The sequence below is a fragment of the Phormidium sp. CCY1219 genome (assembly GCF_035615515.1).
In the GTDB taxonomy this organism is placed as follows: Bacteria; Cyanobacteriota; Cyanobacteriia; order Cyanobacteriales; family Laspinemataceae; genus CCY1219.
In genome coordinates this window covers 1-822 of the sequence record NZ_JAJENT010000892.1, presented here as the reverse complement: position 1 = coordinate 822, position 822 = coordinate 1, and the positions used below count along the sequence as shown (strand labels likewise).

1 protein-coding gene is annotated in these 822 nt (G+C 45.3%); it reads left to right on the top strand.

Annotated elements, in window-relative coordinates:
* A partial coding sequence (locus tag LKK83_RS29220) for a Uma2 family endonuclease (protein WP_324634984.1) occupies positions 1 to 534 on the top strand: 534 nt, incomplete at its 5' end.
* Positions 535 to 822: the final 288 nt, after the last annotated feature.

Genomic DNA, 822 nt, shown 5'->3' with positions numbered 1-822 from the left:
ATCGATTTGGGGTTTTTCCAGGAGGGCGATCGCATCGAATTGATTCGGGGAGAACTGGTGCCAATGGTTTCTAAAGGCAAAGCGCATACAACCTGTTGTCGAAATTTAATTCGGGAACTGCCCAAATTACTCCGCGAACGCGCCACTCTCCAATGCCAAGACCCTATCTTACTGCCCAATAACAGCGAACCGGAACCGGATTTTGTTATGGTGAGAAATCGGCCAGATAACTATTTATCTCATCATCCGATGCCGGAAGATATTATCGGAGTTATCGAAATTGCCGATTCTTCTTTGCAGTACGATCGCGAGGTGAAACTTCCCCTTTATGCGGAAGCGAATATTGCCGAATATTGGCTCGTCAATTTGTTGGAAAATCAATTGGAAGTTTACAAGGTTCCCTATCAAAAATCTAATGCGGTTTTTGACTACCGCCAAAAGCAGGTGTTGCTTCCGGATGAAACCGTTGCTTTACCCGAGTTTCCCGATGCGATTCTGGAACTAGGACGGGTTTTTCCGGGGGCGATCGCTTAACTACCACAACCCAAGAGGTAGGCAGCAAAAATTGGTCATTTCCGCCCAGACCAAATTAAAATCTAGCAATGAGAACGATGCGTTTCATATTCCCCACTTGTTTGCTAGCTTGCTGCTGCGATCGGCGCAGAAATTTTGGGTTTTCGTCGGGGTAAAATTTTGTTACAATTAAAACTGTGGTCAACTTTCTTGCAGGTCAATGAGTTTAATAGCTGCCAAACGCTTTACGATTGATGAGTATCATCGCTTAATCGATTTGGGGTTTTTCCAGGAGGGCGATCGCATCGA